The sequence below is a fragment of the Streptomyces nodosus genome (assembly GCF_008704995.1).
Taxonomy (GTDB): domain Bacteria; phylum Actinomycetota; class Actinomycetes; order Streptomycetales; family Streptomycetaceae; genus Streptomyces; species Streptomyces nodosus.
In genome coordinates this window covers 294,901-317,613 of record NZ_CP023747.1, presented here as the reverse complement: position 1 = coordinate 317,613, position 22,713 = coordinate 294,901, and the positions used below count along the sequence as shown (strand labels likewise).

The 22,713-nt window shown below is 70.0% G+C and carries 20 protein-coding genes and 3 pseudogenes; 4 read left to right on the top strand and 19 right to left on the bottom strand.

Features of this window, described 5'->3' with window-relative positions; translation table 11 throughout:
• Nucleotides 1-28 precede the first annotated feature (28 nt).
• Nucleotides 29-619, bottom strand: coding sequence for a hypothetical protein (locus CP978_RS01610; RefSeq protein ID WP_346267670.1), 591 nt, complete (start codon nt 617-619; stop codon nt 29-31).
• 382 nt (nt 620-1,001) lie between these two features.
• Here CP978_RS01610 and CP978_RS01605 point away from each other — a divergent pair, with 382 nt between their 5' ends.
• On the top strand, nt 1,002-2,207 hold the full coding sequence (locus CP978_RS01605; RefSeq protein WP_043436933.1) for a glycosyltransferase: 1,206 nt from the start codon (nt 1,002-1,004) through the stop codon (nt 2,205-2,207).
• 143 nt (nt 2,208-2,350) lie between these two features.
• Complete coding sequence (locus CP978_RS01600) at nt 2,351-2,713, top strand: cupin domain-containing protein (RefSeq protein ID WP_043436931.1); 363 nt, start codon at nt 2,351-2,353, stop codon at nt 2,711-2,713.
• Nucleotides 2,714-2,928: 215 nt separating this feature from the next.
• On the opposite strand, the gene CP978_RS35175 is transcribed toward CP978_RS01600, so the two are convergent.
• From CP978_RS35175 to CP978_RS01575, 5 genes and pseudogenes are all read right to left on the bottom strand, one after another.
• The gene (locus tag CP978_RS35175) at nt 2,929-3,228 is read right to left on the bottom strand and encodes a MerR family transcriptional regulator (RefSeq protein WP_212669256.1); all 300 of its coding nucleotides are present in this window, start codon (nt 3,226-3,228) and stop codon (nt 2,929-2,931) included.
• A 106-nt stretch (nt 3,229-3,334) separates the two neighbouring features.
• Nucleotides 3,335-4,808, bottom strand: a pseudogene (locus CP978_RS01590) (SCO6880 family protein).
• Between the two features lie 76 nt (nt 4,809-4,884).
• Nucleotides 4,885-6,093, bottom strand: coding sequence for an ATP-binding protein (locus CP978_RS01585; RefSeq protein WP_052453917.1), 1,209 nt, complete (start codon nt 6,091-6,093; stop codon nt 4,885-4,887).
• Between the two features lie 36 nt (nt 6,094-6,129).
• Nucleotides 6,130-6,822 (bottom strand): annotated as a pseudogene (locus tag CP978_RS01580) (hypothetical protein).
• Nucleotides 6,822-7,085, bottom strand: coding sequence for a DUF6112 family protein (locus CP978_RS01575; RefSeq protein ID WP_052454500.1), 264 nt, complete (start codon nt 7,083-7,085; stop codon nt 6,822-6,824). Before CP978_RS01575 ends, CP978_RS01580 begins: the two are co-directional and overlap by 1 nt.
• A gap of 500 nt (nt 7,086-7,585) precedes the next feature.
• On the opposite strand from CP978_RS01575, the gene CP978_RS01570 reads away from it, so the two are divergent.
• The gene (locus tag CP978_RS01570) at nt 7,586-8,494 is read left to right on the top strand and encodes an aminoglycoside phosphotransferase family protein (protein ID WP_043436926.1); all 909 of its coding nucleotides are present in this window, start codon (nt 7,586-7,588) and stop codon (nt 8,492-8,494) included.
• An 83-nt stretch (nt 8,495-8,577) separates the two neighbouring features.
• On the opposite strand, the pseudogene CP978_RS01565 reads toward CP978_RS01570, so the two are convergent.
• The 7 genes and pseudogenes from CP978_RS01565 to CP978_RS01535 all read right to left on the bottom strand — a co-directional run bounded on the left by CP978_RS01565 (nt 8,578) and on the right by CP978_RS01535 (nt 17,135).
• Nucleotides 8,578-9,707: pseudogene (locus CP978_RS01565) on the bottom strand (C40 family peptidase).
• 141 nt (nt 9,708-9,848) lie between these two features.
• Complete coding sequence (locus CP978_RS01560) at nt 9,849-10,418, bottom strand: hypothetical protein (RefSeq protein ID WP_052453916.1); 570 nt, start codon at nt 10,416-10,418, stop codon at nt 9,849-9,851.
• A 184-nt stretch (nt 10,419-10,602) separates the two neighbouring features.
• Entirely contained in the window at nt 10,603-11,682 is a 1,080-nt protein-coding gene (locus CP978_RS01555) for an Ldh family oxidoreductase (protein ID WP_043436924.1), read from the bottom strand.
• 20 nt (nt 11,683-11,702) lie between these two features.
• Nucleotides 11,703-13,424 (bottom strand): thiamine pyrophosphate-dependent enzyme, encoded by a 1,722-nt coding sequence (locus CP978_RS01550; RefSeq protein WP_043436922.1) that lies wholly within the window; start codon nt 13,422-13,424, stop codon nt 11,703-11,705.
• A gap of 14 nt (nt 13,425-13,438) precedes the next feature.
• A complete protein-coding gene (locus CP978_RS01545; protein WP_043436920.1) occupies nt 13,439-14,299 on the bottom strand; it encodes an amidohydrolase family protein in 861 nt (286 codons plus the stop codon).
• Between the two features lie 132 nt (nt 14,300-14,431).
• Nucleotides 14,432-15,652: an L-2-hydroxyglutarate oxidase gene (lhgO, locus tag CP978_RS01540; RefSeq protein ID WP_043436916.1), complete on the bottom strand. Its 1,221-nt coding sequence runs from the start codon at nt 15,650-15,652 to the stop codon at nt 14,432-14,434.
• Nucleotides 15,653-15,686: 34 nt separating this feature from the next.
• Nucleotides 15,687-17,135: an aldehyde dehydrogenase family protein gene (locus CP978_RS01535; RefSeq protein ID WP_043436913.1), complete on the bottom strand. Its 1,449-nt coding sequence runs from the start codon at nt 17,133-17,135 to the stop codon at nt 15,687-15,689.
• Between the two features lie 208 nt (nt 17,136-17,343).
• On the opposite strand from CP978_RS01535, the gene CP978_RS01530 reads away from it, so the two are divergent.
• The gene (locus CP978_RS01530; protein ID WP_043436912.1) at nt 17,344-17,631 is read left to right on the top strand and encodes a putative quinol monooxygenase; all 288 of its coding nucleotides are present in this window, start codon (nt 17,344-17,346) and stop codon (nt 17,629-17,631) included.
• A gap of 70 nt (nt 17,632-17,701) precedes the next feature.
• Here the strand turns inward: CP978_RS01530 and CP978_RS01525 are convergent, their stop codons facing one another.
• From CP978_RS01525 to CP978_RS01500, 6 genes are read right to left on the bottom strand one after another with little or no spacing between them, the layout of a single operon-like run.
• Nucleotides 17,702-18,730, bottom strand: a complete 1,029-nt coding sequence (locus CP978_RS01525; protein WP_043436910.1) for a uroporphyrinogen decarboxylase/cobalamine-independent methonine synthase family protein — start codon at nt 18,728-18,730, stop codon at nt 17,702-17,704.
• Between the two features lie 4 nt (nt 18,731-18,734).
• A complete protein-coding gene (locus tag CP978_RS01520) occupies nt 18,735-19,214 on the bottom strand; it encodes a GlcG/HbpS family heme-binding protein (protein ID WP_043436909.1) in 480 nt (159 codons plus the stop codon).
• Nucleotides 19,211-19,996 carry an alpha/beta fold hydrolase gene (locus tag CP978_RS01515; protein ID WP_043436907.1) on the bottom strand — a complete coding sequence of 262 codons (786 nt, stop codon included), beginning with the start codon at nt 19,994-19,996 and terminating at the stop codon, nt 19,211-19,213. Before CP978_RS01515 ends, CP978_RS01520 begins: the two co-directional genes overlap by 4 nt.
• Before the next feature lie 25 nt (nt 19,997-20,021).
• On the bottom strand, nt 20,022-20,393 hold the full coding sequence (locus CP978_RS01510; protein ID WP_043436906.1) for a VOC family protein: 372 nt from the start codon (nt 20,391-20,393) through the stop codon (nt 20,022-20,024).
• Nucleotides 20,390-21,193 (bottom strand): fumarylacetoacetate hydrolase family protein, encoded by an 804-nt coding sequence (locus CP978_RS01505; RefSeq protein ID WP_043436903.1) that lies wholly within the window; start codon nt 21,191-21,193, stop codon nt 20,390-20,392. The genes CP978_RS01510 and CP978_RS01505 overlap by 4 nt, the downstream gene beginning before the upstream one ends.
• A gap of 8 nt (nt 21,194-21,201) precedes the next feature.
• A complete protein-coding gene (locus tag CP978_RS01500; RefSeq protein ID WP_150478122.1) occupies nt 21,202-22,650 on the bottom strand; it encodes an NAD-dependent succinate-semialdehyde dehydrogenase in 1,449 nt (482 codons plus the stop codon).
• Nucleotides 22,651-22,713 lie beyond the last annotated feature (63 nt).

The following is a 22,713-nucleotide window of genomic DNA, read 5'->3' as shown; positions in this document are numbered from 1 at the left end:
ACTACGGGCCCCACCGGAGAGGAGGAGGTCAGCACGCGGGGGTGTTGTAGTTGGCGATCCCCTCCACCATGAGAGCGACCGCACCGGCCAACGGATTGGTCGTTCCCGTGCCCACGACGTCGGGCAGCTTGTGCGCCTCGCTCTCGGTGACGGCCACCATGCCCCAGAACGCGTTGAAGCCCGAGGGATCCGTCGGCTTGTCGGTGGCAGCCCCCACGGTCAGGGCGCCGTCCGCCTCGGTGACGACCAAAGCGCCCATCTGCCGGAGCGTGTCGTGATCCCGCTCCTCAGCGGCCACCACGCTCCAGCCCGCCACGTCCACCTGCCGCAAGGCGTGAAGGAGCTTGCCAGGCGTGTCCACCCCCGAGACAACGATGTCGGGCAGTACGAGGACCACCGGCCCCTGTGTCATCGGCAGAGCGGACCGGATCGCCCCGTCGAGACCAGGTCCGAACGACTCGTCCTGGTAGACGAAGACCATCTGGAAGGTGTCGGCATAGCGAGCGAGGTAACTCACGGTGCCCAGCTTGTGTGTTCCGAACACGACGACCAGGCGTACATTGAGCCCGCTCTTGGCGAGTTCGACGACGGATTCCAGGCTGCGGTCCAACACGGTCACCCCGGGAGCCAGACAGTGCAGCTCCTTCGGGTAGGGCGACCCGAAACGTGTTCCGTGTCCGGCGCAGGGCAGGATGACCGAAACATCAGGTACGGGTGTGGGCGGACTCTGCATCGAGTGGCACTCCGGTCGTGTGGACGATGGGGGAACTTGCACACCTCGCCGAGCACAGACTGCCCAGAGCCAACCGACACCGAACCTCCGGCCCCACATGCACCTGTAGGCACAAGTCCGCTGCGGAACAGTCGAGTTGACCGATGTCACCGAGCGGATGCTGCGAGGCGACCTTCCCTTGCCCTGGCCGGCACGCGGCCTACACTGCTGCCGATTATTCCTGACGACCACACAGACGCATGGAAGACCCCACGAAAGAGGACGCTGAATGCGGGTGCTGTTGTCTACATACGGGACACGTGGCGACGTCGAACCGCTGGTGGCACTCGCGGTGCGGCTACGGGCGCTCGGCGCGGAGGTGCGGATGTGCGCTCCGCCGGACGAGGAGTTCGCCGAGCGGCTCGCGGGTATCGGAGTGCCACTGGTGCCGGTCGGCCCACCTGTCAGGGAGTTGATGCGGGGGACGACCCTGCCCTCGGCGAAGGACCTGGCCCGCTACCGGAACGAGTTGGTCGAGACACAGTTCGACACCTTTCCTGCGGCGTTCGACGGATGCGACGTGGTGGTGGCGGCAGGTCTGGGGCAGGTCGCCGCGCGATCCGTGGCCGAGGCCGCGGGTATTTCCTATGTGTATGTGAGCTATGCGGCGGTCCACCTGCCGTCGCCGTACCACGCGCCGCCGCCGCGGCCGGGCTGGCCGGAGCCCGAGGCCGCCGACAACCGGACGCTGTGGGAGTCGGACGCCCAGAACGTCAACGCGCAGTTCGGCCAGGCACTCAACAGTCACCGGGCAGCGCTCGGTCTGCCGCTGGTGGACAATGTGCGCGACCACATCCTCACCGACCGTCCGTGGTTGGCGGCGGACCTGGTCCTGGGAGCGTGGCGGGAGACCTCCGGCCTCGACGTCGTACAGACCGGCGCCTGGACCCTCGCGGACGAACGGCCCCTCCCCGCGGACCTGGCGAGGTTCCTGGACGCGGGTGCCCCACCGGTCTATGTCGGCTTCGGCAGCATGTCCCCGGCCGAAGGCATCGGAGGCATGGCCGTCGAGGCGATCCGCGCCCAGGGGCACCGCGTGCTCGTGTCCCGTGGTTGGGCGGACCTGGATCTCGTGGACGACGGGGACGACTGCTTCGCCATCGGCGAGGTCAGCCATCAGAACCTGTTCGGCAGGGTGGCCGCCGTGGTCCACCACGGCGGCGCGGGTACGACGCTGACGGCGGCCCGCGCGGGCGCGCCGCAAGTGGTCGTACCTCTCCAGCTGTCGGACAACCCTTACTGGGCCGGCCGGGTGGCCGCACTCGACCTCGGTGCGGCCCTCGACGCTCCGACCACCACCGTCGATTCCCTGGGCATCGCGCTCAAGAGCGCCCTGTCACCCGAGACCCGAGCGCGTGCGAAGTCCCTGGGTAGCCGGCTCCGCACGGACGGCGCGGAGGTGGCCGCGCGCCGGTTGGTCGACGAGTCCCGGTGAACGGTGCCGGCCCGTAGTGCTCGGGCCGGTCCGGGCGAAGAGGCCCCGGGCGTGGTGAACCCGTCCGGGGTTTCGGCAAGTGGCAACTGTGACCCCGCGATCGATCGTGCTGTGGCCGACCCCGGTTGCTAGCGTTCGGGATCATGGATGACGGCGTGTACGTGGGCAATGCGGGCAAGGACGCGACAGCGAACCGGGGATGGCTGCTGGGCCACTTCATGGAGCAGGGCGATCCCCGCCACAGTGACGCCGTCGAGGTGAAATGGGGTGTCCATCCACGCGGTGAGCAACGAGCACAGTGGGTGCAGGGTGAGGTGCGGACAGCTCTGCTGGTTCTCATCACCGGACGCTTCCGCATGGAGTTCCCCGGCCGCAGCGTGCTGCTGGAGCGGCAGGGCGACTACGTCGTCTGGGGCCAGGGAGTGGACCACTCCTGGTTCGCCGAGGAGGACTCCGTGGTCATGACCTTGCGATGGCCTTCCGTCCCCGGGTACGCCGTGACCTGATGCGGCAGCTGACAGGTCGACAGGGAGGCCGGTCGACACCGGCCGTCGACGGAGCTTGGCTATTACCTTCCGCGCCTTCTGTAGCTGAGCAATGGTGAGGGCGAGCTCCGCATCCGCCTCGGCGAGATCCTCCTCAAAAGCTGCGGCTCGTCCTGCACGTCCGGGATCCGCGCGAGCGGGATGCCGAGTTCCGTGAGGCGACGGATCTGAATAAGTCACACAAGGTGTTCGGTCCGATACTTTTTGTAGCCGTTCGGTTGTCGTTCCGGCAGGTCGAGGAGGCCGACCTCGTGATAGTGCCGGACAGCGCGCAGAGTCGTACCGGCGAGTTGCGCAACTTCTCGTGTGCTCCAGCCCATGTATTCCTGGCCTTTCCGCTGCTCACGACCATCTCGGCTTGACCGTGCCGCTGGGTTCACGTCCGACGGCGTGAGGGCTCGCGTGTGGTGGCGGATGCCGGCGCTCGCGGCACGGAGGTAGGGGTGCGCGTCGTCCGGGGGCGTGCGATAGGTCAAGGGTGGTGGTCCTTCCTGCCGGGAGGCAGGGGCAGCGACGGGTGGTCCGTCGCGGATGAGCGAAGAACAGCGGGCCAGGGTGCCGGCCGGTGGGGACGGGCCCGGCTCACAGGGCGGTGCGGGCGAGGGGGAGCGCACTGAGGGCGAAGGCGTCCGGCTGCTGGTAGTTGAGCCGTCGCAGGTCGACGCCGGAGGTGACGGCGTGGGTCTCGATCTGTGCGCAGGCGGCGTCCAGGAGGGCATCGGTCTCGGCGGTGACGGTGACCAGGCCGGTCAGGGCCACGTCCGCGTGCCCGGCGATGAGCTGGCGCTCACGCTGCTTGACGTCGGCGTACTCGACGGAATCCTCTTCGGAATCGACCTGCCCGCGGCGGGCGCGCTCGTTGGCGTCGGCGATGATCGCAGCCTTCTTCCGCTGGGACGTCCCGCAGCGCGGACTCGAGCCCCTGGGGCACGTATATAAGGGAGAGGCTGCGCCGCACGCCAGCTGAGAACATCAGCCCGTGCAGGAACCCGGCATGCGACTCCGGCCGGGGCCAGTTCTCCACCCAGTACGTCGCGTGCCGGGCGCTGTCGGTGGCGAGGCGGTCGTGCTCCTCGACCTGGACGACGGGCCCGGCAGCGGCCGGGTCGGCCTCGGCGCGGCCGGTCTCGGACCATTGCTGCAGGGCGGCGAGCGCACCTGGGTCGTAGGCGGTGTGGATGACGGCGGCGATCTCCCGCGCGCTCAGCCACCCGGTGACCTGGAGGCCGGCGTTGCGCGCAGCCTGCGCGATGGACGCGGTGGTCTGCTCCATGACGGTGAACGCCCCAGGGAGACCGCCGCTGGTCTGCGAGATCAGGCGCCGGGCGGCCTTGAGATCGAGGGAAATGGCGAGGTAGGTCTCGTGCGGGGCGGCAGCGGGCCCGGCCGAGGCGACCAGCTTGGAGTAGATCTGTCCGGCCACCGGCGCCTGCGGCTGCCCGTTCTGGGTCCAATGGCGGGTGAGGGTGTCGCCACTGCCGGGGACGGTGCGCTCCAGCACCTGCACCGCGGCGATGTGCCCGCTGCGGGCGACACCCGCCAGTGCACGACCCCAACTGCTCACCTGGTGGTTCTGGGTGGCAGGGTCCAGGAGGGCGAAGGCGCGGGAGGTGACGCGGGCGATGGCGGTCAGGGTTTGCTGGTGAGGGTCATGGATGGCCGCGGCGCCGTTGGCGGAGTCGCCGGGGGTGACCACTTTGAGGGAGGCGGCGGTGCCGGGCAGGTGGAGAATGCCGTCCTGCCGGGGCCGGGTGACGGGCCGGGCAAGCCAGAGGGTCTGGCCGGTACGGCGACGGTGGGCGTATCGGGCGGTGATCGGCGCCCAGTCGATCAGGGAGCGTCCGTGCCGGCGGATGGCGACGAGCGCACTGGACGCCGCCCACAGCGGTGCGAGGACGACGGCGCCGAGCAGCCCGGTGGAGATCACCGTTATCAGCAGCAGCGCCAGCGTGCACGAGATGAGGACGAGTTGGGGCAGGGAGAGGCCGAGGAGGATGCCGCGGCGGGACCGGTGCGGGAACTTCACCGTGACCGGGGCGACGGAGAGATCAGTCAAGGGACGGGTCCTGGTGGCACGGGTGGAACCCGGGGGCGGGGCCTGTGCGTCCCGCCCCCGGTAGACGGACAGGGGATCAGAGACCGGACGGAGGCGGGGGCGGTCCGCCCGCCCTGCTGGACGTGGCGTTCTGCGAACCGGAGGACGGCGGTGGGCCCTGCGGCGGCGGGGTCGTGGTCGGCGGGGTGGACTGCCGTCTACTCTGCCCCGGGCTGCCGCCCACCTGGCCGCTGGTGTCGTCGGACATGCTGGTCGGCGCGGGCTGGACAGCGGTCTCCAGGCCGGACTTGACTGTGCCGCCACCGGGCGAGACGTCCGTTCCACCAGTTGGCAAACCTTCCCTGCCTCCGCCGGTCGGGTTGGCGGCGACATCGCCGGGGAATCCCCCGCCAGTGGCATCGGGGCCCTGCGGGGCGGCACCCGCTGCGGCGACGCCGCCGGTTCCGGCGGTGGCTGCAGCCGCGGCGGCCTTGCGGGCGGCCTTCTCGGCATGCGCCCTGGCGATCTGTGCTCCGGCACCGCCGGCACGGTGGATGGACTCGCCGTCGGTCTCGTCGGCGGCCCAGTGCACGAACTTGAAGACCGCGTACGGGCACAGCAGCACCAGGACCGTGATCACGATGCCGGACATGACGTCGGCCAGAGCGGCGATGCCGTCCTCGGCCTCGGTCCTGCCCATGGCGGCGATGCCGAGCACAAAGATCACGGTCATCAGCAGCTTGGAGACCACAAGGGTGGCGGTGGCTTCGATCCAACCCTTGCGCCAGCGCCGTGCGACCTCCCAGCCGCCGCCGGCGGAGGCGAAGATGGCCAGCGTGACCAGAACGAGGATGCCGACCTTGCGGACCATCATCACGCACCAGTAGAGGAAGGCCCCGATGGCGGCGCCGAGGCCGGCGACGACCGGGACGAGCCAGCCCAGGCCGGACAGAGCCGCGATCTGGTTGACCTTCACGATGCGGCGCATGGCCGACGCGATGTTCAGGTGCGCGGCTTGTCCGTCGCGCCGGATGGCCGCCCGGACCAGCTGTGCGCAGAACGTGGCGACCAGGACCAAGCCGAGCGGCAACAGCATCTCGTAGTTGTCGCGGAACCATCTGGCGTTCAGGTCGACCCTTGTGGTGGTGTCGACGGCCTTGGCCGCCAGGTCGGCTGCTGCAGCCGCCAGTTCACCGGCGGACTTCGCCATCCAGTCACCGATGGCCTTGCCCGGATTCGAGGCGAAGTCGACCGCATCGCCGACGGCGCACAGCTTGTCCGCCAGGGGGTAATCACAGAAACCCACAGGGAACCACTCCTCCCCTTTCGCGTCAGGCGCGGGTCACTGCGTGACGCTCGGGGCGATGGCGGCCAGAGCGCAGTCATGGGAGGGACGGCACTGCACGGCGAGGGTCACGGCCCGTTCCTCGGCTCCGGCGCCGCCCTTCTTCCAGACGATCTGCTGCTTGCCGTTGACGGTGACGACGTAGATGTATGCCTCGGTGATCGCCGTGGGGTCCTCGGCGAGGGCCTGTTTGAACGCGCCGGGGTAGTGACCTTCGATGACGATGGCGGTGGCGTGCTGGTCCTGGTCGGCCATCCGCGATCACAGCACCGGATCGGGCACCCGGCCAGAGACCGACGCCCAGTCGGCGTACTTGGCCTCCGAGGTCATCCAGACGCGCATACCGGCGAGCAGTTGGCTGCGGCCGGTGTCGCGGGTGTCGTAGGACCACAGCATCTGCGCGACTGCCTTGGCGTAGGCGACCGGCTCGGCGATCTGCGGAGGCTTGGGCACCGACCCGGACCCGGAGGAAGGCTTCGGGGCGGCCTCCGCTGACGCCGGGCTGTTCGCCGGGGCAGGCGCGGCAGTCTCAGGAGCCTGGTGGCCGTACCCGCCGCCGGTCAGCACAGCCACGATCCCGGCGATGCCGAGCAGGACGGCGACAGCGGCGGCGACGATCGCGATGCGCCGGTTGGCCGACCAGCCCGCGCCGTAGGAGGACAGCGAGAAGGCGGGGAGTCGATTCTGCATCAGTGGACCTGCGACCCCAGGCCGGAGAAGAAGGCCACGATGCCGTTCGCGGCGCCCAGTCCGAGGGCGGCGCCTGCAGTGACGACCGTGCCCTTCTTGCCGTTGGCCTCGGCCTGGTGGCCACCGGTGTGGTGACCCCAGGCCCATACGCCGAGCGAGACGGCGAGGGCGCCGACGACGGCGATGATTCCGAACAGGTTGATCGAGTTGACGACGTTCTTCAGCACGCTCAGGCCCGGTAGTCCGCCGCCCTTGGGCGAGATGCCTGGGCCTCTATGTCCGTTCCTCTCGCAGACCGCGTCATCCGGCTCGCCTACGGGCGGGGCTCCTTGCGTACACGGGCCAGGCGAGGGCCGGCGGGAAAGGGGGGAAGGGGGAAGCGGAGGGGCAGGTGCGCTCGGGGCGCGGAAATAGCGGCGGCGGCGCGCCCGCACGGGTGCCGGGTGTAGGTTCCGATTTGACTTTTCGGTCGGTGGAAACGTGACCTGGTGTTTCGGAATCCTGTCCAGGCATCTTGTCGAGGATTCGTCCGACAGGTCTGTCGGTTTCCTCAGACCGCGGTGTGGTGTTGGGTTTCGCGCCGGGCGGCTCGGTAGCCCTCGGTTGTGAAGGTGTAGTAGGTGCGGCGTTTGCCGGGGGCAGCGGCCTGGGGTGCATTGCTTCGAGCCGCTTGGGCCGGGGGGACGGACAGTTCCTGGATTGAGTTCGGGGTGATCGGAAATCGCTTGTGGTGATCCGATGGGGCGTCGTACGGTCGCCTCCGATGAACGAGACGCCCGAGGTTCTGCCGTTGCCGGATCGGAAACCAGTCGACGCCGCGGTGGCGGGCAGGTTGATCGCCGCGCAGTTCCCGCAGTGGTCCGACCTTGAGGTTCGGCCGGTCGATGCGCAGGGTTGGGACAACTGCACCTTTCGCCTCGGTGACGAGATGCTAGTACGGCTACCGACCGCCGAGGAGTACGCGCTGGCGGTTGAGAAGGAACACCGGTGGCTGCCGGTGCTCGCACCCGCGTTGCCGTTGGAGGTCCCGGTTCCGCTGGCCAGAGGCGTACCCGATGAGAGCTTTCCGCACAACTGGTCGGTCTATCGGTGGATCGGTGGCGAGCCTGCGGCCCGCGCCGTCGTCGAGGACATGACGGAGTTCGCCACCCACCTTGCGAAGTTCCTCGTGTCCCTGCAGCGGATCGACCCCACAGGCGGACCGGGCCCGGGACTGCACAATTGGTTCCGGGGCGGACCACTGACGACCTACGACGGGTGGGCCCGGGCAGCCCTGGAGACGTTGGACGGCCTGATCCGGACCGAGACCGCCGAGGAGATCTGGGAACAGGCGTTGCGAGCCTCGTGGGACGGTAAGCCAGCCTGGTTCCACGGTGACATGGCCTCAGGGAACCTTCTGGTGAAGGACGGTGCGCTCGCGGCGGTCATCGACTTCGGCACCTGCGGAGTCGGAGACCCGGCCTGCGATCTGTCGATCGCCTGGACGATGCTGACCGGCAAGAGCCGGGCCGAGTTCCGCGATCGGCTAGGGGTGGACAAGGAGACCTGGGAGCGTGGACGAGGCTGGGCGCTTTGGAAGGCCCTGGTCGTCTGCGCCGGAGCGGTTCGCGATGGCGACGGCCTGCCGACGAATGCGTCATTCGTTCTGGAGGAGATCCTCGCCGCCCATTAGCGGCTGGACCGAACGACAAGTTGATGACAAATCACTTGGACAACGACATCTCTAATCGGAATCTACACCGGGCGGAGGCGGTGTCAGAGGACGCGGCGGGCGGCGAGGATCGTCCAGTCCTTGATCGGGGTGATCCGGACCGGCTTGGTGGTGCGGGGTGCCTCGATCACGAGGCCCTCGCCCATGTACATGCCGACATGCTCGGGCCGGACGGCGGTGCCGCGGCTGAAGATCAGGTCACCGGGCTTGAGGTTTTTCGCTGAGACGGCCTTGCCCTCGTTGACCTGCCTGTACGTCGTGCGGGTGAGCGTGACGTCGGCATGCGCGTACGCCTGCTGCATCAGCGAGCTGCAGTCGCAGCGGCCCATGGGGTCAGGACCGTGCGAGTTCATACAGGAGCCGCCCCACTGGCAAAGCGTGCCGAGCTGCTGCATCGCCCAGGCAATGGCCCTACGCGCCTTCGGATCAGCGTCCTTGGGGATCGAGTAACCCTTCGGGACGCTCCCCTCGGGGATGCGGCCGAACCCGGAACCGTCCTGGCCCGACGCACAGCCGGTTGCACTGGTCGATGGCTCCTCGCCCCGGTCCGCCTCCTTGCCGTCCATGTCACCGCCGCCGGGGAAGGTCTTGGCGATGACGGCCTGCAGCGCGGCGGCAAGGGTTTCCCACTGCGCGTACGCGTCAGGCAGGCCGGACTTCTGCACGGCTTGGGCGGCCTGGGTGACGGTCATCTGCTGCCAGCTGTCCACCTTGAGCAAGTGCTGGTAGAACTGCTCGCTCGGGTAGAGCGGATCGTGGATCTGCTGGCGCTGCCCCATCCCTGGGACGGACGCTGCTGGAACAAGCCGAGCGAGTCGCGGTCTCCAGAGCCGAGGTTGCGCAGCCGGCCCTCCTGCATCGCCGTGGCGAGCGCGATGATCTGCCCCTTCTTGGGAACATCGAGGGAGAGCCCGACGGCCCCGATCGTCGCCGCGCTGGGGACCTGCTCGGCAGGCAGGTCCAGACCCTCGACGTGGACATCCTTGCCGGACGCGCCGTCGAGAATTCTGCTGACCTGCTTGGCGACCTTGTCCGTGTCGATGTCGGTCAGACAACTGCCGAAGGAGCCGCTGCCCTGCACGGCGTCGGCGGAGGAGGCCAGCACCATGCCGGTGCCAGCGATCAGGATCGGGGAGAGGAAGACGACGCCGATCCCGGCGACGAGCCCCTTCAACCCGAGCGGACCGCTCGGGGCTCAGCGGCTTCGGGCAGGGGTGGGCAGCGAGACGTCATGAACGTGTCCTTCGGGGGAGTGGTGTCCGGCGTGCCGCGTGCGCGAGGCGTGATGGAAGGGCGCGGCGGTCGGGGTGGGCGATCAAGGCGGGCCGGTGCGGGCGAGTTGCCGCTCGCTGCGCGTGGCCGGGCCGTGAGCTAGGTGTGCCGGGGCAGGAGGTACTTCCGTGAGGAGTGACAGGCGGTAGCCAGCGACGGTATGCGCCGGGCGGTTCAAAAACAGTAGGCGCGGATCGGCAGTTGACCAAAAAGTCGGTGTGAGGTGCCGGAATCCGGTGCTGTCATCGGCTGACCTCTGCCCGGCCGTGTCAGCCGGGTCGAACAGGGCGGCGAACTCCACTCGTTCCACGCGCTGGAACGCGGTCGCCGTCGTCAGCGCCGCGAACGTCGCAGCGCCAGCCTGCCAGTGCCCCATGACGAGGGTGGGACGTCGCGCCAGATCAGCCGTGACGATCGCGGTGGGACCCAGATTATCCACTTTGCGAACGATGCCGACATGCGCGGAACCGGCCCGCAGCGTGGCGCGCAGCAGTTCGTCAGCCGGGTCCTGTACTGCAGCCACCACGAGGTCGACCGGCCCTGCGGCAGCAAGGCCGGCCTCGGCGTCGGCTGTGTCGATGCGAGCGAGGTGCGCGCCGCACTCCTCGGCCAACGCCGCACCCTATGACGAGGCGGTGGCCATGGCTCCGTCACACCGCCAACGCCGACGGCGCCCGCACACCTTGACGGGTGCGGGCGCCGATGCGGGGTGGACGCGAGGGGCGCCGCCTCCGCATGCGGCCATCCACCCCGGCTTCCGGCCCTTACTGTCTACTGCCCGGGAAGGCCATGGCTCTCTAGCCCACGGTCTCCGGCAGGCCGACGCCCAGCTTCGCGGCACGGTCCGTCAGGTCACGCCATACCTTGGGTGTCACGGGGATGCCGTTCTCCTCGCGGTCGGCGGCGACCGCGGCGCTGCGTTCGCCGGGGTAGAAGACCCCCGCGGCGTCGTCCGTCGGCGGCAGGCCCTTGACCGTGCTCAGGGTGGATTCGACGGCGGCGGCGAAGGAGTCCGCGCCGCCGAAGGCAGCCGGATCGAGGGCGATCAGCAGGGCGTTCTGACGGTGCCTGCGCCCGGAGGGGTCGTCCGAGTGGAAGGAGGCCAGGATCGGAGCGCCCACGAGCACACTGGTGAGCAGTTCGAAGGCAAGTGACATCCCGGATCCCTTGGGGCCCCCGAGCGGCAGTGGCATGACCGCCTTGTCCGGGTCGGTGGTGGGGGTGCCGTCCGCGTCGGCCGCGGCGCCCTCGGGCAGTGGGGTGCCGCTCGCCCTCGCCTGCCGGATCCGGCCCAGGGCGATGGTGGCGGTCGCCATGTCGAGGAGCAGTGGCGCACGGCTCGATCCGGTGGCGGGTACGGCGATGGCGAGCGGGCTGGTGGCCACCGCGGGGCCCTTGACGCCGGTGTAGCCCATGTTGGGCATGCCGGCCACGAACCCGATACCGACGAGGCCCTGGTCGGCGATCCTGGACACGTAATAGCCGATGGCGCCGGTGTGGACGGTGCGGCGTACCCCCACGGCCGCCACGCCGCTGGTCCTGGCGCGAGCCACGGCTTCGTCGGCGGCCGCGGTCAGCACCACCGGTCCGGGGGCGTGGTCGGCGTCGAGCAGGGCCGTGGCCGGCGCCCCGGACTCCACCTTGATCTCGGCGGCCGCGTTGGCCACGCCCTTGTCGAGCAGGTCGAGATAGGCGGGGACGCGGGCGATACCGTGGGAGTCGACGCCGCGCAGGGCGGCCCACACGAACACGTCGGCTGTGGTGCGGGCGTGCTCGGTGTCGAGACCGCTCTTCTCCAACAGTGCGGCGGCGAAGGCGCGCAGGTCCTCGGCGGGGACCAGGACCTTGCCCTGCTTGGTCGTCGGGGTGTCGGGCATGGTGGCGGATGCCTCCTGGTTCAGCGGGTGACGAGGACGTCGACGACGGCGGTGGTGCCGTCCGACACGGCCTTGAGCGCGCGCTCCAAGGCGGGGGCGAGGCCGGCGGGCGTGTCGACGGTCTCGGTGTGCATCCCGAACGGTTCGGCGAACGCCGCGAGCCGGGGCAGCCGGTGCAGATCGGTGCCGAGCCACTCACCGGTCTGCGCGGCGGCACCGTCGGGGTAGAAGCGGCGGTGGTTGAGGTTCATCGACCGGTAGACACGGTTGTTGAAGACCACGATCAGCACCGGCAGGCCGTACGTCTTCGAGGCGTCGTACGAGGGGATGACCGGGTTGTAGGTGAACGCGCCGTCCCCGATGGTGAGCACCACCGGCCGCTCGCGGGCGGCGAGTTTGACGCCGAGCGCGACCGCGATGCCCTGTCCGAGGCCGCCCTGGACGTAGAAGTACGAGTCGGGGTCGACCTGTTGCAGGTGACGCTTGACGATCCTGCTGTGGGTGATGGTCTCGTCGACGACGACCGCGTCCTGACCGTCGAGCAGCCGGCGCAGAGTGGCGGCGACCAGTACCGGGTCGACGCCCCCGGCCTCCGCTGTTCCTGTCGCGGCCTTCGCCTCGGCGCTCGCGATCGCGTTCGACTCGGCGGCGTGGCACCGCTGTTGAGCGGTGCGGCGGACGGTGACGGCGTCCCCGTCCAGGTCTTTGGCGCGCTTGGTGAGCTGGCGCAGTGTGTTGACGACGCCGCCCTCCAGGTACTGGTCGGCGAAGAGCACCTGGTACACCACGTGCGGGCGCTGGGGCACCTCGTCGATGACGACGACGCGCGCCTTGGCGGGCCTGCGGCTCGGCGGGTAGAACGGGGCCCGGCAGTTGACCAGGAGGATCAGGTCGGCCTCGTCGATCCAGGGTCCGACGTCCGAGCCGGCGTGCAGCGGGTGGGTGCGCGGGAAGTTGCCGCACACCGCCGAGTCCGGCTCGACGACGGGGATGTTCCAGGCCTCGGCGAAGGCCACCAGGGCCTCGAAGCCGCCCGCCTCGCGGCCCGCGGTCTCGGTGACGATCACTGGATTGTGGGACTCGCGGATCAACCGGGCGACCGCGTCGGCCTCCTCGGGCGAGGAGTGCGTGGAGCCCGGCGGGACGACCGGCTTGGCCTCGCGGCCGTCCCAGTCCTCCAACAGGATCTCCAGGGGGATGTTGAGGTAGGCGGGGCCGGCCGGGGCCCGCCAGGCCAGTTCCGCCGCCCGGGTGACCATGGTGGGCAGGGTGTGCAGGCTGGCGGCCTCGTTCGCCCACTTGGTGAACGGCTGGGCGACGTGGTGCGGGCCGCCCACGACGGACAGGTTGCGGTACCACTGCCCGCCCGGGTCCTGGCCGGGGCCGTCGCCGTACGTGGTCGACTCCGAGGAGGCGACCACCATCGGCACGCCGGCCAGCAGTGCGCCGTGCACGGCCATGGAGCCCTGGAGCAGACCGGGGGCGGCGTGCAGCAGCACCCCCTGGGGGCGTCGTGTGAGGAGTCCGTATCCCGTGGCCATGCCGACGGCGACGGTCTCGTGCGTGAGGTCGAGGTATTCCGGGGCGGGCTCGCCGTCGCGGTGGCGGCGGGCCAGGGACTCCCACACCGGGGCCCACTCGGACCCCGAGGAGCAGAAGAGGTAGTCGGCGCCGACGGCGTTGAAGGCGGCCACAAGCGCGTCACCGCCGTCAGGGCCCCGGACGGCCTTGGTGTCGGTCATCGCAGGTTCTTCCCTCAGCCCTTGAGCGGCCAGTCGAGGACCTCGCAGATGCCCCGGCCCATCATCCAGTCGAGCTCCTCGGGGGTGAAGTCCCAGTGCTTGGTGAACTGTTCGATGGTGTCGGTGTAGGTGATGCCGTGGCCGAGCAGGCGGGTGATGTCGGTGCCGTAGAAGCAGCGCTCCGGGCCCATCTTGTCGACCATCTCGCGCACGTACTTCTGGATGTTGTTGTTCGGGAAGGGCTGTGTGGAGTAGCCGGGCAGCGCCGAGACCTTCACATAGATGTTCGGGTGGACGTGCAGGTCGGCGGTCTCCTGGACCCAGTAGCCGATCGCGTCGTCGACGCAGCGGGCCATGATGCCCATATGGTCGATGATGATCTTCAGCTCGGGGTGCCTGGCGGCGATCTCGCCCAGTTCCTTCTTCCAGATCGGGGCGTGCACCATCGTCGGGATGCGCAGTTCCTCGGCGATCGGCCAGTACCAGTCGTTGGTGCCGTCGATCATCCAGTTGCGGTCGATCGGCCGGTGGAAGGTGAGGCGCGTCCCCTTGATGTGCGGGTTCTGGGCGAAGTCCTTGAGCATGGCCTTGCCCTCTTCGGGCTTGTTCTGCGGGATGCGGGCCATGATGCCGAAGCGGTCCGGGTGCGCCTCGCATGCCTCGAGGGCGTAGTCGATGCGGTCGCCCTCCCACGACGGCGGCAGGATCAGTGCCCGGTTGACGCCGGCCTCGTCCATCAGCTCCAGTGCCTCCTCGTAGGAGAATGCCTCCTCGCGATGCCCGTTGAGGCGGATCCGTTCGCGGGCACCGGGGACCCAGGGGCGGTCCGGGGTCTCTTCCTTCCAGATGTGGATCTGGGTGTCGACAACGAACATGACGGCTCTTCTCTCTCGTTGAAGGAGGGGGTGAGGTGGTACGGACGGAACGCTAGGCGGGCTGGGAGCCCTTGCGTCAGTCCTGGGAGCGCAAGCTGTTGTTGCGCTCGAGCGCCCTGTGTGCAGGGCGTTTTACCGGAGTGCCCAGTCGGGGTAGGCGTCGTCGAGGACGACATCGGCGATGTGCTCGGCGATCGCCATGGAGGCGGTGGCGGCGGGTGAGGGAGCGTTGCGCACGGCGGTGACCCGTCCGGCCCGGTGGATGCGGAAGTCGTCCACGAGGGTGCCGTCGCGGTCCAATGCCTGGGCCCGTACGCCGGCCCCGCCGCGCACCACGTCCTCGGGACCCACCCCGGGGACGTAGAGCCCTGCGTCCTTCATGAAGGCCGCCGTGGACAGTGAGCCGCGATACTCCCTGAGCCCGGTCCGCCAGTGCCGGGCGGCCATCCGCCATGTGCCGGGGTAGGCGGCGAGCCCGAGCAGGTCGCGGGGCGAGATCCGGCTGCGCCGGTAGCCCTCCCTGGCCAGTGCCAGGACAGCATTGGGACCGACCTCCACCGAGCCGTCCACGCGTGGGGTGAAGTGCACACCCAGGAACGGGTAGCGCGGGTCAGGCACCGGGTAGATCAGCCCGTTCACCAGATTCGTCCGCTCGGGCTTGAGGAGTTTGTACTCGCCGCGGAACGGTATGATCCGCGGTTCGGTCCCGTCCTCCGCGAGCCGGCTCACAGAGTCGGAGTGCAGTCCGGCGCAGAGCACCAGCTGGTCGACACGGACGCGTTCCTCGCCGGAGCCCACCTCGACACCGCCCGGGAGACGGGTGAGGGAGGTGACGTCGAAGCCGAGCCGTACCTCGCCGCCGGAGTCCTCGACGTCCTTGGCGAACTCCCTGGCGACCGCCGGGTAGTCGGTGATCGCGGTGCACGGGGAGTGCAGGGCGGCGATGCCGCCCGCGTGCGGCTCGATCTCGCGGATCTCCTCGCGGGAGATCCGGCGCAGGTCGGGCACATGGTTGTTCCTGGCGCGCTCGTAGAGGTTGTCCATACGGCCCAGTTCGTCCTTCCGGACGGCCACCACAAGCTTGCCGATCTCTCGGTACGGGATGTCCCGGTCCTGGCAGTACTCACGCAGCAGCGGGACGCCCCGTACGCACAGGTCCGCTTTGAGGCTGCCCGGTGCGTAGTAGATGCCTGCGTGGACGACTCCCGAGTTGTGGCCGGTCTGGTGGCGGGCGACCTGCGGCTCCTTGTCGAACACCACGACCCGGCTGCCGGGGCGGCGCCGGGCGATCTCGCGGGCCGTGGCCAGGCCGACGATGCCGGCGCCGACGATGCCGATCGTCTCGTCAGCCATCGGCATCCTCCTCTCTTCCGAAATGGACGGGCGCTCAGCCGCCGAAGTGGACGGCGACGGTCTTGACCCGGGTGGAGAAGCGCAGGACCTCCTCGCCCTGCTCCTTGTAGGCCGTGCCGGAGTCGCGGAAGCCCCCGAAGGGCAGATGCACGTCCCAGCCGGTGGTGGTGGTGTTCACCGCGACCTGCCCGCACTCGGCCTCGTCCACGAACCGGTACGCACGCCCCAGGTCACGGGTGAAGACGGCGGCGGCCAGCCCGAAGGCGGAGTCGTTGACCGCCTCGACGGCAGCGGCGAAGTCGTCGACCGCGCGCACGGCGAGCACCGGGCCGAAGACCTCCTCGCGCCAGATCGCCGACTCGGGGCTGACATCGGCGAGTACGGTGGGCCGCACATAGCAGCCGTGCGCGCGCTGCCCCTCGGTGTCGGCCGAACCGCCGGTCAGTACGGTGGCACCCTGTTCGACCGCGCGGGCGAGGTCGGCGAGGACCATGTCGCGCTGCCGGGGGCTGGACAGGGGACACAGGGTGGTGGCGGGGTCGCTCCCCGGGCCGGTCGTGAGGGCCTCGACCTCGGCGACCAGCAGGCGGGTGAACTCCTCGTACACGGGACGCTCGACGACGACCCGGCTGGTGGCGGTGCAGCGTTGTCCGGCCTGTCCGAAGGCCGCGGCGGTGACGGCCTTCGCTGCGGCCGGAAGGTCGGCGTCGGCCAGCACGGCGGAGGCGTTCTTGCCGCCGAGCTCGCCCTGGAAGCGGACGTTGCGGTCGGCGAGACGGCGGCGGATGCGGTTGCCCACGCTGTTGGAGCCGGTGAAGGTGATGCCGGCGATGCGCGGGTCGTCTAGGAGCGCCTGCTCGATCTCGGAGGTACGGCCGGTGACGACGTTCAGCACCCCGTCCGGCAGGCCCGCGTCGTGCAGGGCGCGGGCGAAGTGCAGCCCGGACAGCGGGGTATCGGTGGCCGGCTTGAAGACGGCCGCGTTTCCGGCCGCGAGCAGCGGGGCCAGCTTGCGGGCCGGGGTGATCAGCGGGTCGTTCCAGGGGCTGATCACCAGGATCACGCCGATGGGTTCGCGCTGGGTGTGGGTGCGGGTGTCGGGGCGGGCGTCGTGCAGCAGGGTGCCGTAGCCCTGGCGGGCCAGGCCCGCGTAGTAGTCGAGGAAGTCGGCGGCTTTGCCCGTCTCACCGCGGGCCTCGGCGAGCGTCTTGCCGTTCTCGGCGGTGACGTCGGCGGCGATCTCGTCGAGGCGGGCACGGATCAGGGCGGCGGCCTCGGTGAGGATGCGGGAGCGTTCGAAGGGGCTGGTGCGCTTCCAGCGGGCGAAGCCGCGCTCGGCATGGTCGTAGGCGCGGGTGACGTCCTTGGCGCCGAGGGCCGGGATGCGGGCGATCGGGGCGCGGACGTCGGCCGGGTCGTGGACGTCGATCCACTCGCCGGTCGTCACCCACTCCCCGCCGCAGAGGGTTTCCAGGGTTCGCATGCAGGTCGCTTCTCTCGTCGGCCGCGGTGCGGTCCGCGGTTTCACCGGATGGGGCGGCCAGGGGCCGGAACGACAACACACGAGAGCGGGGTGGTGGGACCAGTCCCTCGGCGGCAGACATAGGTTTCGCCTCGGGCGCCCCGTCCACCTGGGGTTTCGTGCTGAAATCGGCGCACACCAACCGCCTTTGGAGATCCGGAGGAAGACCATGGCGTTCACCGTCTTCGCCCATTACCACTGCGCCCCCGCCGACGCACCCGCCGTGCGCGAGGCATTGCTGGGGATGCGTGAGGCGACCCCGGCCGAGCCCGCGAACCTCGCCTACGAGGTGCACGCGGAGATCGACCGGCCGGGGTCGTTCGTGCTGTACGAGCGGTACACCGACCGCGCAGGTTTCGAGGCCCACAAGGAGACGGACCACTTCGCCGAACTGATCGGGCGGACGGTGTTCCCGCTCCTCACGGAGCGGACCGTGACCTTCGCCGAAGTCCTGTGACCCGGTGCCGTGACCGGAAGGCTTCACCGGCTTGCGGCGAACCCTTCCGGTCACGGCACCGGCAGCAGGGTCAGAACTCGTTGCCCCAGCAGTAGCGGGCGATCGTCTCCACCAGGACCAGCTTGCGACGCTGGTCCTCGGCGGACAGCAGCGGCCGGGTGGCCACGTCGGCGAAGCCGCGGGACGGAGACACGGCCGCGTCCTCGATGTCCTTGAACTCGCCGGCGGCGTCGATGCGGGCCATGACGGTGTCGATGTCCTCGAGTTCCGGGGTGGTCGCGTCGACCACGCCCAGACACACGTCCAGGTCCTCCGGCAGGGCCTTCACCAGCTCCAGTTCGGCGTCGGTGCCCTGGTCGAAGGGGAGGATCCAGCGGTCCGCGGGAACCTCGGCGTACAGCCGCTCGGCCCGGGCCCGGTCCACCGCTCCGGGTGCCTCCCAGCCGGGCGAGACGCCGATCCGTACGCCCTCGGGACGCTCGTCGAGCCGCGTGGCCAGGGCGTCGACGGCCAGCGCGTCCGCGAAGGACAGCGCGCCGCCGGACGCCGGATCGGTGGCCAACTGGCCCAGCAGCAGCGGGTTGTCGAGCTGGATCAGGCGTACCCCGCGGGAGACCAGCAGCTCGATCTCCGCGTGGACGATCTCCGCCAGCGCCTCGCCCAGCTCGCGCGCGGAGGACGGTCCGAGACCGGCCTCGAAGGTGGTCGCGGCCAGATACGCCGGGGAGGGCAGCGCGACCTTGGGAGCTATCACCGTGAGCTCGGCGAGCTTGCCGGCCCAGTCGGCCACCAGCGGGCCATTGGCCTTGGGCAGGGCCTCGGCGACCCAGCGCACCAGCCCGTCGGGGCCCACCGCGTCCGTACGGCGCAATCCGGAGACGTTCTCCAGGACGGCGCCGCGGAAGTCGTCGCGGGGGAAGTCGCCGTCGGTGACCACGGTCGAGCGCAGTCCGCGCTGGAGGACGACGGCCTCCTGCACCGCCTTGAGTTCCGCCGCGGCCTGCTCCTCGGGGTCGCCGGCCGTACGGGCGGCGAGGAGTTCGGCGGGGCGGACCAGGCTTCCGTGGTGGTCGATTCGGTAGTTGAACGTGTCCGCCATGGGGTCATATGTCCTTTCCGTGGTCGGCGGTGGGTGCGCCCGCGACTCCCCAGGCGGCGAACTCCAGTTCGTAGCCCAGCGAGGCGAGCACGTCCTCGGCGATCTGCTGGTCCTCGTCGGCGGTGCCGCCCGCGATCCCCAGACCGCCGATGATCTCGCCGTTCTTCTTGATGGTGAGGCTGCCCTCCGTCGCGAGGATCGGCAGAGCGGCGCCGGGCAGTTGGGAGAGCTGGGAGAAGAAGACGGGCTGGCTCTCCTGCCACTTCTTCAGCATCTTGCCGGGTCGCTGCATCACGGCGGCGGTGTAGGCCTTGGCCCGGGCGATGTCCGGGGTGAGCGGGCGGGCGCCGTCGGCCCGGCGGATGGCGACGGGGAAGCCGCCAGCGTCCACGACGGCGACGCTCACCGCCTTCCCGACTGCCTGTGCGTGTTCGTGGGCGGCGCCGATGATCTCCTCGGCGCCGCCAAGGGTGATGTTGCTCATGCGGTTTCCTTCGGGGCGGTCAGGGTGCGGCGCAGCCGGGCGATCACCGTGTTGTAGGCCTGGGGCGTCTCCCAGTACATGGAGTGCGGGGCGCCCGGGACGATCTCCAACTGCGAGCCGGGCAGCAGTTCGTGGGCGCGGGTGACGGTGCGGACGGCGAGCACGGCGTCCTTCTCACCGGCCAGGAACGCGACCTTGACACCCGACTTCCCGATGTCCTCCAGGGAGGGCCCGTCGGTGTCGAGGTTGCGCAGGTCGGCCATCCTTGCGACGTTGAACGTGCCCATCTGCTGGAAGAGGAAGGTCAGGTCGGCCCGCTCCCGCTGGAACTCCTTGGTGAGCAGGCGGTCGATGACGGGCAGCTTGACGGCCTCGGCGCGGTCGGCGGCGGCGAGTTCCCTCAGTTCGGGATGGTTGATGCCGCCCAGGGAGTGGCCGAGGACGACCGAGCTGACCCGTTCGGGGCGCAGCAGTCCGGCGCGCAGGGCGGCGACCGAGCCGATGGACTGGCCGACCAGCATGACGTCGGTCAGGTCCTCGGTATCGAGGACGGCGGCGACGTCGCCGGGGAAGTCCTGGCCGTCGAACTCGGCCATGGACGAGTCGGAGTTGCCGAAGCCGCGCAGGTCCACGGTGATGACCGTGAACTCCTCGCGCAGTGCCGCCGCTTGCTGCCACCAGGCGGTGTGGTGGCCGCCGCTGCCGTGCACGAACAGGATCGCGGGGCCGCTGCCGTGGCGTTCGTAGTAGATGGAGGTGCCGTCGGAGTCGGCGAGGGGCATGGGGTGAACTCCCGTCAGCGGTGGCCTAGTGGGGGCGGCGGTGGTGGTAGACCAGCTCGATCATGGTGTGGTCGGGGTCGTGGATGTAGCAGAACTTGGACTGGTTCTCCGGGCGTTCGATCGGCCGGGTGTGCCGGATGCCCAGCTCCTTGAGGTGGGCGAGGAACTCGTCCCAGTCGTCGACCTCCACTGCGAAGTGGTAGGGCGCCATGCGCTCCATCTCCTCGACCGGAGTGAAGTGCAGGTCGAAGTGGCCCTTGGTCATCAGCACCACGCGGGTGTTGGACTTGGGCTGGATGCGCTTCATCCCGAAGACCCGCCCGTACCACTCGGCGGTGCGGTCGGGGTCGGTGGTGGGGAAGTTGACGTGGTGGATGTAGCGGGGTTCCCTGCTCATGCGTGTTTCCCTTCTGGAGGTTCCCCTTCGCGGCGGACGGGGTTGGACAGGACGCCGATGCCGCTGATCTCGATGTCCACGGTGTCGCCCGGCGCCAGTTGGCAGGTGGACTCGGCACCCATCCACAGCACGTCGCCGGGATGCATGGTGTTGTGCCTGGTGATCTCGACGATGTAGTCGTACGGATCGAAGACCATGTCGCCGGTGGCGAAGGAGGCGCGCATCTCGCCGTTCACCCGGAGCGTGGTGGTCTGGGCGAGGGCGTCGACGTCGGTCTCGATCCACGGGCCCATCGGTTTGAAGGTGTCGGCGTTCTTGCTGCGCCAGAATGTGCGGTCCTGGTGCTGCCAGGTACGGGCGCTGACGTCGTTGCCGATGGTCCAGCCGAAGACAGCCGCGCGGGCCTCCTCGCGGGTCGCGTACCGCAGGGTGCGGCCGATGACCGCGACCAGCTCGGGCTCGGCCTCGAAGCGGCCGGTGACATCGGCCGGCTTGACGATCGGTGAGCGGTGGCCGGTGAGCGCGTTGTTGGCTCGGTAGCCCACCTCCGGGCGGTCCGGCATCACGGCCGCGGGGTTGCCGAGCCGGGCGGCGTGCTCGATGTGCCGCGGGTAGTTCATGCCGACGGCGTAGAACACGGCCGGCACGACCGGGGGGAGCCAGACGGCGTCGGCGCGGGCCACCGAGCCGATGGGCGTGGGGTCGCCGTCCAGCGGGGACTCCGACAGGAGTTCGATGTCGGTCTTTCCCACGCGGCCCCAGACCGCGCGTCCGCCGACGGACACTCGGGTGTATCTCACGGGGTGCCTCAGTCCGCCAGCAGATGGGAGACGCGCTTGGTGATCAGGTACGCGTCCAGGGCCTCGGGGCCGCCCTCACGGCCGTAGCCGCTGTCCTTGACTCCGCCGGAGGGTGCCTCGTGGACCGAGCCGCCGCAGTGGTTGAGGGAGAGGATGCCGGCCTCCAGTCCGTCCGACAGCTTCTCGGCGGTGGCGGAGGACCGGGTGAAACCGTAGGCGGCCAGTCCGTACGGCAGCGAGTTGGCGATGCCCAGGGCCTCGTCCAGGTCGGTGAAAGGCAGGATCGGCGCGAGCGGACCGAACGGCTCCTCGGACAGCAGCGCGGCGTCGGCCGGTACGCCGGTGAGGACGGTCGGGGCGTAGAAGTAGCCGGGACGGTCAAGGCGTTCGCCGCCGGTACGGACCGTGGCACCGCGCCCGACCGCGTCGGCGGTCAGCCGCTCGACCGCCTCGATGCGACGCTCGTTGGCCAGCGGGCCCATCGTCGTGCCCTGCGCCAGGCCGTCGCCGACGGTGAGCGCCTCGGCGGCCTTGACGAACTCGGCGGTGAACTCCTCGACCAGGCTCTCGTGGACGAGGAAGCGGCTGGGCGAGGTGCACACCTGGCCGGCGTTGAAGAACTTGGCCTGGGCGGCGCGGCGGGCGTCCCGGCCCGGGTCGGCGTCCTCACAGACGATGACCGGGGCATGGCCGCCGAGCTCCATCAGGGACGGCTTCATGACCTTGCCTGCCTCGGCGGCCAGCAGCTTGCCGACGGGGACGGAACCGGTGAAGGCGATCAGGCGGGTGACCGGCGAGGCGATCAAATGGGCGGAGACCTGGGCCGGTTCACCGAAGACCAGGTTGAGCACTCCGGCCGGCAGCCCGGCGTCGGCGTAGCAGGCCACCAGGGCGGCGGCGGTGGCGGGGGTCTCCTCAGAGGCCTTGATGACGAGGGAGCAGCCGGCCGCCAGCGCGGAGGAGATCTTCCGGTTGGGACCACCCACCGGGAAGTTCCACGGGGTGAAGGCGGCGACCGGGCCGATGGGCTCGCGGCGCACGGTGAGGACGGTGCCGGGGGCCGAGGGAATGATCCGGCCGTAGGCGCGGCGGGCGTCGTCGGTGTGCCAGCGCAGGGTGTCGGCGGTGCGACGGGCCTCTCCGGTGGACTCGGCGAGCGGCTTGCCCTGCTCCAGGGTCATGATGCGGCCGATCTCGGCGGCGCGCTCGCCGATCAGGTCGGCGGCGGCGTGCAGCACGGCGGTGCGCCGGGCGATCGACGTCTCGCGCCAGATCCTGGCGCCGCGCGCGGCGGCGTCGAGCGCACGGTCCAGATCGTCGCCGGTGGCCAGGGGGACTTCTCCGATCACCTCCTCGGTGGCCGGATCGATGACGGGGGCGGTGTTTCCGGTTCCGCCCTGGCACCACTCGCCCGCTATGTACATGCGGATGGCGGGATAGCCGTGGTCGGTGGTCATGGGTGGGTGCCCTCTCAGGCTGGCGAGCGAAGCGAAACGGAATATCCGGGCGGTGTGCCGGGG

Coding starts and splice junctions, on each gene's coding strand:
- CP978_RS01520 (WP_043436909.1), bottom strand. CDS start 19,214: ATGAGCAACATCACCCTTGGCGGCGCCGAGGAGATCATCGGCGCCGCC.
- CP978_RS01535 (WP_043436913.1), bottom strand. CDS start 17,135: ATGCGAACCCTGGAAACCCTCTGCGGCGGGGAGTGGGTGACGACCGGC.
- CP978_RS01515 (WP_043436907.1), bottom strand. CDS start 19,996: ATGCCCCTCGCCGACTCCGACGGCACCTCCATCTACTACGAACGCCAC.
- CP978_RS01555 (WP_043436924.1), bottom strand. CDS start 11,682: ATGCCCGACACCCCGACGACCAAGCAGGGCAAGGTCCTGGTCCCCGCC.
- CP978_RS01570 (WP_043436926.1), top strand. CDS start 7,586: ATGAACGAGACGCCCGAGGTTCTGCCGTTGCCGGATCGGAAACCAGTC.
- CP978_RS01605 (WP_043436933.1), top strand. CDS start 1,002: ATGCGGGTGCTGTTGTCTACATACGGGACACGTGGCGACGTCGAACCG.
- CP978_RS01550 (WP_043436922.1), bottom strand. CDS start 13,424: ATGACCGACACCAAGGCCGTCCGGGGCCCTGACGGCGGTGACGCGCTT.
- CP978_RS01530 (WP_043436912.1), top strand. CDS start 17,344: ATGGCGTTCACCGTCTTCGCCCATTACCACTGCGCCCCCGCCGACGCA.
- lhgO (WP_043436916.1), bottom strand. CDS start 15,652: ATGGCTGACGAGACGATCGGCATCGTCGGCGCCGGCATCGTCGGCCTG.
- CP978_RS01525 (WP_043436910.1), bottom strand. CDS start 18,730: ATGGCGGACACGTTCAACTACCGAATCGACCACCACGGAAGCCTGGTC.
- CP978_RS01600 (WP_043436931.1), top strand. CDS start 2,351: ATGGATGACGGCGTGTACGTGGGCAATGCGGGCAAGGACGCGACAGCG.
- CP978_RS01545 (WP_043436920.1), bottom strand. CDS start 14,299: ATGTTCGTTGTCGACACCCAGATCCACATCTGGAAGGAAGAGACCCCG.
- CP978_RS01510 (WP_043436906.1), bottom strand. CDS start 20,393: ATGAGCAGGGAACCCCGCTACATCCACCACGTCAACTTCCCCACCACC.
- CP978_RS01500 (WP_150478122.1), bottom strand. CDS start 22,650: ATGACCACCGACCACGGCTATCCCGCCATCCGCATGTACATAGCGGGC.